The 8821-nt window shown below is 29.6% G+C and carries 10 protein-coding genes; 2 read left to right on the forward strand and 8 right to left on the reverse strand.

Features of this window, described 5'->3' with window-relative positions; translation table 11 throughout:
- Positions 1-198: 198 nt before the first annotated feature.
- From ACH2CG_RS09615 to ACH2CG_RS09650, 8 genes are all read right to left on the reverse strand, one after another.
- Positions 199-1029, reverse strand: a complete 831-nt coding sequence (locus tag ACH2CG_RS09615; RefSeq protein ID WP_395064587.1) for a helix-turn-helix domain-containing protein — start codon at positions 1027-1029, stop codon at positions 199-201.
- 71 nt (positions 1030-1100) lie between these two features.
- Positions 1101-1802 carry a hypothetical protein gene (locus tag ACH2CG_RS09620; RefSeq protein WP_395064589.1) on the reverse strand — a complete coding sequence of 234 codons (702 nt, stop codon included), beginning with the start codon at positions 1800-1802 and terminating at the stop codon, positions 1101-1103.
- Between the two features lies 1 nt (position 1803).
- Positions 1804-1986, reverse strand: coding sequence for a hypothetical protein (locus tag ACH2CG_RS09625; RefSeq protein WP_395064591.1), 183 nt, complete (start codon positions 1984-1986; stop codon positions 1804-1806).
- A gap of 9 nt (positions 1987-1995) precedes the next feature.
- The gene (locus tag ACH2CG_RS09630; RefSeq protein ID WP_395064593.1) at positions 1996-3828 is read right to left on the reverse strand and encodes an ABC transporter ATP-binding protein; all 1833 of its coding nucleotides are present in this window, start codon (positions 3826-3828) and stop codon (positions 1996-1998) included.
- A complete protein-coding gene (locus ACH2CG_RS09635; RefSeq protein ID WP_395064595.1) occupies positions 3828-5555 on the reverse strand; it encodes a phospho-sugar mutase in 1728 nt (575 codons plus the stop codon). Before ACH2CG_RS09635 ends, ACH2CG_RS09630 begins: the two co-directional genes overlap by 1 nt.
- A 449-nt stretch (positions 5556-6004) precedes the next feature.
- On the reverse strand, positions 6005-6262 hold the full coding sequence (locus ACH2CG_RS09640; RefSeq protein ID WP_395064605.1) for an ORF6N domain-containing protein: 258 nt from the start codon (positions 6260-6262) through the stop codon (positions 6005-6007).
- Positions 6263-6297: 35 nt separating this feature from the next.
- Positions 6298-7257: a glycosyltransferase family 2 protein gene (locus tag ACH2CG_RS09645; protein ID WP_395064597.1), complete on the reverse strand. Its 960-nt coding sequence runs from the start codon at positions 7255-7257 to the stop codon at positions 6298-6300.
- Between the two features lie 5 nt (positions 7258-7262).
- Complete coding sequence (locus tag ACH2CG_RS09650; protein ID WP_395064599.1) at positions 7263-7805, reverse strand: DUF4199 domain-containing protein; 543 nt, start codon at positions 7803-7805, stop codon at positions 7263-7265.
- A gap of 226 nt (positions 7806-8031) precedes the next feature.
- On the opposite strand from ACH2CG_RS09650, the gene ACH2CG_RS09655 reads away from it, so the two are divergent.
- Positions 8032-8283, forward strand: coding sequence for a type B 50S ribosomal protein L31 (locus tag ACH2CG_RS09655; protein ID WP_395064601.1), 252 nt, complete (start codon positions 8032-8034; stop codon positions 8281-8283).
- A 159-nt stretch (positions 8284-8442) separates the two neighbouring features.
- A partial coding sequence (locus ACH2CG_RS09660; RefSeq protein WP_395064603.1) for a putative sugar nucleotidyl transferase occupies positions 8443-8821 on the forward strand: 379 nt, incomplete at its 3' end.

The raw sequence follows: 8821 nt of genomic DNA on the forward strand, positions 1-8821 counted from the left end.
AAAAAAAGATACTTTAAATTGATGAGATTTTTGTTTTTCATTTTAAAAATCCATTAACGAATTGTTTAAAATAATAATTCAAGTTTGCGAAAATCCTTTTGAAACGAAATAAATAAACTTTCGTTTTTTTTGATTAAGATTTTGTTTAACCTTGTAAAAATAAATTTTCTTGAAATATAAAAATTGTAAAAATGTAACTTATACAAATAACCAATTAACTTCGCTATCTTCTTTAGAAGAAATGGTTTTGAAGAATTTTTTCGGAGTCAAACCTGTCAATGATTTAAAATCTTTTATCAAATGCGATTGATCGTAAAAAAGAGAATCATAACTCAAGGTCGTCAAATTATCTTTGGAAGTTTTTGTAATATTGTTTTTTAATGTATTTCTAAACCGCTGAATTTTTTTAAAATCAGAAGGCGATTTACATAAATTAGCTTCAAAATGTTTGGTTAGATTTTGACGTGAAGTATTGTATTTATTCGCTAAATCTGAAATTGAATATTCTTTTTTATTGTCTTTTAAATCTTCAATAACTTGATTCAAAAAAGGATGTTGAAATTCTTTTAGTTTGGACAACCAATAATTTTCTATTTGGTCTATTTTTTTTTCTACATCAGTTTCGTTTAAAATGCCACTAAAAATTTCTTTATAGTCGTTAAAGGGAATGAAATTAGAAAAGAAATCATTGGTGTAATGACACAAAGATTTTTCTAAAAAAGCATTAAGTCCGAGTGGTTTGAAATAAAAAGTGATTTCATTAATGTTTCCTTCGTAAGAAAGTTTTATTGGTTTTTTATAGTGACAAATCAAATCAGATGAAAATGCAATACCTTGTTTTTCTTTAATAATTCCTTTGTTTTCAGAGTAAATTATTTCGGCATTTTCAATGATTGAAATGATACTAAAGTTGTTAGGAAAAGTAAAATATTCTACAATTGCATCCGATTTTTTATTGGTCAAGAAATAATATCCTTCAATATAGTGTTGAAGAATTTCACTTTTTGGTTTGTAGAATTTAATGTTCAAATCAATAGAATTAAAAAGTAAATATAGAAAATTTGACAATACAACTAAGAGAAAACTTACCGAAATGTATGTTAAATTAAAATATCACTTTCTAAATCAGATTTTTCAATTTCAAAGTCAAATCCGAGTTTGTCAACCAATTCTATTACCAGTTTTTTATACCAGTTTTCTGATTTTGGATGAATGTAAATCTTTTCAATTAATTGATTTATATCGACATCAATTTTTAATCCGTCGTTAATTTTTATTTCTTGTTCCAATAAATCAGCTAGAATTCTTACTTCGCGTTCGTACTGAAAACTTTTTCGTTTAAATAGAAAAGGAAAAAACATATCGTCAAACGGAATGTATTCTTTTTTGTAATCGATATAATTCACTTCGCCAATATATTGTTTGAAATCTTTTTCAACTTCCAATGCTTTTTGCAATCTTCCAATTGTAGATTGAATTGCCAAGCCTTCACTATTTTGGGTGAAAATTTGCCACATTGCAAACGATTCATATTCGTTGATGTGCCAACTACTAACTACTACTTTTTCACGATGTGATTTATAATTACTTAAAAATTCGGGATTATTAGCCGCTAATTTTTTGATTTCTTCAAATGTTGGCTCGCTGAACGTAACTTCATATTGATCTTCAAATTTATCGGATCGTGACATGAAGAGTTTTCTCGAAATCAGTAAATCCAAAAATTTAGATAAATCCAAGTATTTCCATACAATCGTATCTGGATTTTTTGGAAGCGTAATATTTGGATTGTTCTGATACATTTTAATGTTTTATTTTTGGAAATCGCATTGAATATTGACCTAAATAAAACGCAATTAGTAACCAAATTACAAGAAATCTAAAGCAATTATCTTTTACATAGTTTTCTCCAACAAAATTTTCTAAAATAAATAGTATTCCGCCAGATACTACAATGAATAATATCCCAAAATATTCTCTTTTCATAAGATTAAATTATTGTTCAAAACTCTGTAAAGTCACCAAATTAGAATAAGTTCCATTCAATGCTAACAATTCAGCATGAGTTCCTTGTTCTACAATTTCGCCTTTTTTCATCACCACAATCTTATCTGCTTTTTGAATGGTCGAAAGTCGGTGTGCAATAACAATTGAAGTTCTATTTTGCATCATGTTTTCAAGAGCAACTTGTACTAGTTTTTCGCTTTCGGTATCCAATGCAGACGTAGCTTCATCCAAAATCATTATAGGTGGATTTTTCAAAACGGCTCTTGCAATAGATAGACGTTGCTTTTGTCCGCCAGATAATTTTCCACCAGCATCACCAATATTAGTATTGATCCCTTTGGGTAAATCTTTAACAAATTCGTAGGCGTTTGCAACTTTTAAAGCATCAATAATTTCTTCATCTGTAGCGCCAATTTTTCCTATTAGAAGATTGTTTTTGATGGTATCGTTAAATAAAATAGAATCTTGCGTTACTAATCCCATTAAATGGCGTAACGAATTCATAGTCATGTCTTTAATATCGATTCCGTCAATTTTTATGCTGCCTTCTTGAACGTCATAAAAACGAGTTAACAAGTTGGCAATGGTACTTTTTCCGCTTCCTGATTGTCCTACAAGCGCAACAGTTTTTCCTTTTGGAACTTCAATTGAAAAATTCTTTAAAACATTCTCTTCTTCATATCTAAAATTGATGTTTTCAATAGTGATATTTTTTTCAAATGATTCTTTTACAATAGCATCAGGTTTATCAGTGATTTCATTTTCAACTTCCAAAACTTCAAAAACACGTTGTGCTGCAGCCATACCACTTTTTACGGCATAGCTTGCTTTTGAAATTGATTTTGCAGGGGTTAGAATGTTGTAGGCCAAAAGCATATATACTAAAAATAATGAACCGTCTAAGGTTTTTTCTACTAAAACCAAATTACCACCATACCATAATAGAACAGCAATTGTAACTATTCCCATGAATTCACTCATTGGAGATGCAAGGTTGTTTTTATTTCCAATGCTATTGCTTAATTTTAGTAATCTACTAACAGAATCATTAAAACGATTTTTAAAACTTCTTTCTGCATTGTAACTTTTAACTACTTTTAGACCACCTAAACTTTCATCAACTAATGAAATTAAAAAACCACTTTCATATTGAAGGTTAATTGATTTAGCTTTTAAATTTTTACCTATTTTTGAAATAATATAACCTGATATAGGAATAAAAATAAAGACGAACAGTGTAAGTTTTATACTTATATTAAACATTGCAATAATTGCAAAAACTATTGTTAAAGGCTCTTTAACTACAAGTTCTAATATAGAAAAAAAAGAATTTTGAACTTCATTAATATCTCCTAACATTCTCGCCATTACATCTCCTTTTCTTTTTTCAGAATAGAATGGTATCGGAAGGTCTATGATTTTATCAAACATTTTAATTCTTAAGTCGGCTAAAACTCCATTTTTTAAATGCATTAGATGGTATGAAGCCAAATAATTAAATAAGTTTTTAAATAAGAAAGTAAAAATCACTAATGCTACAGCAAGTAATAATGCATATTGTGGTCCATTAACTTTAGTTAAATCAGAAATATAATAAAATAAAAGTTGTTTCACATACGAACCAATGTCTGCAAACCCAGTATAAATTGGATATTTTGATATTACTTTTGCTTTTTTAAATAACACTTCAAGCATTGGAAAAAGCGTTAACATTGAAATTGTACTAAACAAAGCATACAAAATATTATAAATCACGTTCCAAATAACATGAAATTTATAAGGTTTTACAAAAGGAAATATTTTTTTTAAATTATCGTCCATTAGTTCAACTGCATTGCAGTAATTATGTTTTTAATTTTTTCATCTAATTGTTTTTCAACTTCTTTAGCATTTTCAACTTTATCTAAAGGTGCATTAACGCTGAAGTAGAACTTAATTTTTGGTTCTGTTCCGCTTGGTCTTGCACAAATTTTCGAACCATCTTCTAGGTAATAAATCAACACATTCGATTTCGGAATTGAAATTGACTCAATTTCTTGTGTAAACATATTTTTAGAAGTAGAATTTTCGTAATCTTCTATACAAACAACTCGTTGACCATCAATTTCACTCATCGGATTTTCACGTAAATCAACCATCATTTGATTAATTTCTTGCATTCCTGAAATTCCTTTTTTGGTTAATGAAATCAAATGTTCTTTATAAAATCCAAAATCTACATATAAATTTAATAACTCTTTATACAACGAACTTCCGGCTGCTTTGGCCTGAGCTGCAATTTCGCAAACCAATAAACAAGCACCAACAGCATCTTTATCGCGAACTGCATCACCAACCATGTAGCCAAAACTTTCTTCGCCACCACCAATAAATTTCAACTCCGGAAAATCTTTTATGAATTTGGCAATCCATTTAAAACCAGTCAATCCAACTTTACATTTCACATTATAAGCCGATGCCAATTCCAGCATCATAGGTGTAGAGACTATTGTAGAACCAATAAATTGTTTTCCGTCAATTTTTCCAGCTCGTTTCCATTGTTCTAGTAAAAAAGCCGTCATTATTATCATGGTTTGATTGCCATTTAATAAAATCATTTTACCATCAGTATCACGAACAGCAACACCAAGTCTATCAGAATCTGGATCGGTACCAATTACAATATCACCATCAATTTTATTAGATAATGCAGTAGCCATTGCCAAAGCTTCTGGTTCTTCAGGATTTGGAGATTTCACAGTAGGAAAATCACCATCTGGCACTTCTTGCTCAGCAACAATATTCACATCAGTATAGCCAGCTTTAGCTAAAACTCCAGGAATCGCTTTTATAGAAGTTCCGTGAAGAGAAGTATAAACTATTTTTAAATCCTCTTTTGCAGCTGTTGGAGTATCAAAACTGCAATTTTCTACAGTAGATTTTGCGAAAGCTTCGTCAACAGCTACATCAATATATTCAATTAGATTTTCATTAGCTTCAAATTTTATTTCACTATAATTTAAGGCTTCAATTCCTTCAATAATTTCCTCATCTTGTGGTGGTACTAATTGTCCGCCATCTTGCCAATATACTTTGTATCCGTTATATTCTGGTGGATTGTGTGAAGCAGTCAAAACAATTCCGGCATGACATTTTAAATATTTCAATGCAAACGATAATTCCGGTGTAGGACGCATATCAGAAAATAAATAAACATGAATTCCATTAGCCGAAAAAACATCAGCAACGACTTTAGCCAAAGTGTTACTATTGTGTCGACAATCATAAGCAATAACTACTTTAAGTTGCTCGCCAGGAAACGATTTTATCATATAATCAGACAATCCTTGCGTATTTTTACCTAACGTATATTTGTTAATTCTATTGGTTCCAACGCCCATTACACCGCGCATTCCGCCAGTTCCAAATTCAAGATTTTTATAAAAACTCTCCTCCAAATCTTTAGGAGACGTTGTCATCATTAATTTAATTGCATCGTGAGTTTCCTCGTCAAATGTTGGCGTTAACCACTCATTTACTTTGTCTAAAATGGTTTGTTCTATATTCATAATTTTTTATTGCGAGGCATATAGCAATCTCGACTTTTTTTTGAAATTAACTTTAATTTTTTTCAGAAGCTATTTCCTGCTATCCATTTCAAGTTTTTTAATCAATTCCTTTTTTTGCAAAAAATGAAAAAGAGCTTCTTGGGTCGCTTTTTTTATTTAGCAAAAAATAGTCATTAATTAAAAAAGCTTTCCATTACTATCAGGGCTAAAACAAGTACTAACGATTAAAATTATTTTTTATATCCAATTTTTATTCTTTCAGTAATTACTTAGTTGCTGTCTTTTTCAACCAAATAATTCAATACATTATGTATTTCTGGAAACTGACCTTCTATTTCGTTTATTCTTTTTTGTAATTCTGTTTAGTTCAATGTAAATTGTCTTATTGTCATAAACGTCCTCATTATTGAGATATTTATTTCTATCGCTTTTCAACTTTTTAAAACGCTTTATAACATTGCAACCCCTTGTTCTGTAAAGGCAAAAGGCATATATCTAATTCCTCCATAACTTGAGGTCGCAAATTGTGACCTCAAGTTGTCGAATTCTTCTTTTGTAAGTTCAAACATAAAGTCATCAGGAAACCTTTCTATATTTCTTCTAACTGCCTGTTTTAAAACTTTTGTTTCAATTTCATAAAGTTCTGCTAAATCATAATCTAACATCATTTTTTGATTTCTAATTTCATGGTTTTTTTGTGTAATAATTTATGTTTTTTTCATGGCGTGTAGTTTGTTTTAATTTATAAATTTACTTCAGCGGCAATTTTATAACGCTCTTCATTATTTTTTGTTCTAAGTATAATTTCTCCCAAAAATCCAGCAAGAAATAATTGTGAGCCAATAATCATAGCAGTTAAAGCAATATAAAATAATGGGTTTTGAGCTACTAAAATAGTTTGTTTGTGCAACGCAAATAGTTTGAATAACTTTACACCAATGATAAAAAAGGTTGAAATAAATCCAATTAGAAACATGATTACACCAAGTAATCCGAAAAGGTGCATTGGTCTTTTTCCATAACGCGAAATAAACCAAATTGTAATTAAATCTAGAAATCCATTAATGAAACGGTTCATTCCAAATTTAGATTCGCCATATTTTCGAGCTTGATGAATAACTACTTTTTCGCCAATTTTTCCAAATCCAGCATTTTTAGCTAGAACAGGAATGTAACGGTGCATTTCACCAGAAACTTCAATGTTTTTAATAACAACATTTTTGTAAGCTTTCAATCCACAATTAAAATCATTCAAATAAACTCCAGATGTTTTTCTAGCTGCCCAATTGAATAATTTAGAAGGTAAATTCTTAGTAACTGCATTATCGTAACGTTTCTTTTTCCAACCAGAAACCAAGTCAAATTTTTCTTCAGTTATCATGGTAAACAATCCTGGAATTTCATCTGGACTGTCCTGCAAGTCGGCATCCATAGTGATAATGACATCGCCTTGTGCTTTAGCAAAACCAGCATGTAATGCCTGCGATTTTCCGAAGTTTCTCAGAAAACGAATACCTTTAACACATGGGTTTTCTCTAGAAAGATTTTCTATTGTTTGCCATGAATTATCAGTACTTCCATCATCAATAAAGATAACTTCATAAGAATAATTGTTGACTAACATAACTTTCTGAATCCACGAATGCAATTCAGGCAACGACTCTTGCTCGTTCAATAACGGAATAATTATAGATAAATTCATTAAGATTAATAACTTTGATTAGCGTCTTTTTTTAAAATTGCGCCAATAATTAACGAATAAATCAAACCAATAAAAGCATAAATTGCTATAGAAGCAGGAATAGCAATTACAGGATTAGAAAACTTTTTCATCATAGAAACTGCCATATCCAATTGTTCCGATGTCATTTGTGGATTTTTTTCCATCATCATCTTGCTCACTTTTCTATACATTTCTTCAAAATATTCTGGAAATATCATTCCGAAAACTGATGAAAATAAAGCAGAAATTAAACCAGCAATAATACATATTGTAACACCTATTCTTAAACATTCACCAAATGAAATAAAACCCGAATTTAATTTCATTTTATAATTATTACATCCCAAATAAATGAAAGTTGATGGTAATACAAAGAAATTCAGTACGTTAATAGTGATTCCGTAACCTTGATTTGTTTGTGGGTCAATGTTCATAACATAACCAATTACAAATTCTAAAATCATTATAACACCAAATAGCAAACCATAAAGTAATCCAGATTTTGCTGGTGAAGTAGTATTTTCCATCTTTATTATTGTTAAAAATTAATCCACAAATATAGTAATTCCATTATTATTGCAGAATATATAATACAATTAAAAAAAGTGGTTTAATGGTTTGATTATTAAAAAATAATTGTATTTTTGCACTCTCAAATAAAAAAATAATAATTAAAAGTTGTAGCCAGTTGATACCTTTTATAATGAAAGCTTCACAACAAACTACTCCATAACAAATAAAAAGATTTATACAATGAAACAAGGAATTCACCCAGAAAATTACAGATTAGTTGCTTTTAAAGACATGTCTAACGAAGATGTTTTTATTTCTAAATCAACAGTAGAAACTAAAGAAACCATTACACACGAAGGAGTTGAATATCCAGTTTTTAAAATGGAGATTTCTAGAACATCGCACCCATTTTATACAGGTAAATCTAAACTTATCGATACTGCAGGACGTATTGATAAATTTAAAACTAAATACGCTAAACACGCTAAATAATTTTTATTGTGTTCGAAATATCTCAAAACCATTCACGAAAGTGAGTGGTTTTTTGCATTAAATAATGTAAAAAACTTTGTAACTTTGGATACTTTTAAATATTTCAAATATTTCAAATTTTTTTAGTCTTAAATCTGAAATTTCAAATCCTAAATCTAAATGAACTACATACTTTTTGACGGACCATCACGAAACGCACTTTTGCCTTTTACTTTCACTCGACCCGTTGCCGACATCCGGATCGGAATTTTAACAATTCGCGAAAAATGGGAGCATTTTTTACAATCGACAACTACAACGTTAACCGAAGAATATCTTTTAGAAAAACATCCGATGGTTGAATTGGAACAAAACATCATGATTTGTGCTTCTTTTTGTCCATCTGAAAATCTAGTTGTTGTTATTCAAAATCTAAAACCACAGCAAGCAATTTTCCAAAATGAAGAAGTAATCGCTTTTTTTACGGAAGATTCGCAAGAAGAAGTCGATTTTGACACCTACGAAATAATTGATTTTGATGAGCACTTAATCACTGTAA

This window comes from Flavobacterium sp. (genome assembly GCF_043778725.1).
In the GTDB taxonomy this organism is placed as follows: domain Bacteria; phylum Bacteroidota; class Bacteroidia; order Flavobacteriales; family Flavobacteriaceae; genus Flavobacterium.

Coding starts and splice junctions, on each gene's coding strand:
- ACH2CG_RS09620 (WP_395064589.1), bottom strand. CDS start 1,802: ATGTATCAGAACAATCCAAATATTACGCTTCCAAAAAATCCAGATACG.
- ACH2CG_RS09625 (WP_395064591.1), bottom strand. CDS start 1,986: ATGAAAAGAGAATATTTTGGGATATTATTCATTGTAGTATCTGGCGGA.
- ACH2CG_RS09630 (WP_395064593.1), bottom strand. CDS start 3,828: ATGGACGATAATTTAAAAAAAATATTTCCTTTTGTAAAACCTTATAAA.
- ACH2CG_RS09635 (WP_395064595.1), bottom strand. CDS start 5,555: ATGAATATAGAACAAACCATTTTAGACAAAGTAAATGAGTGGTTAACG.
- ACH2CG_RS09645 (WP_395064597.1), bottom strand. CDS start 7,257: ATGAATTTATCTATAATTATTCCGTTATTGAACGAGCAAGAGTCGTTG.
- ACH2CG_RS09650 (WP_395064599.1), bottom strand. CDS start 7,805: ATGGAAAATACTACTTCACCAGCAAAATCTGGATTACTTTATGGTTTG.
- ACH2CG_RS09655 (WP_395064601.1), top strand. CDS start 8,032: ATGAAACAAGGAATTCACCCAGAAAATTACAGATTAGTTGCTTTTAAA.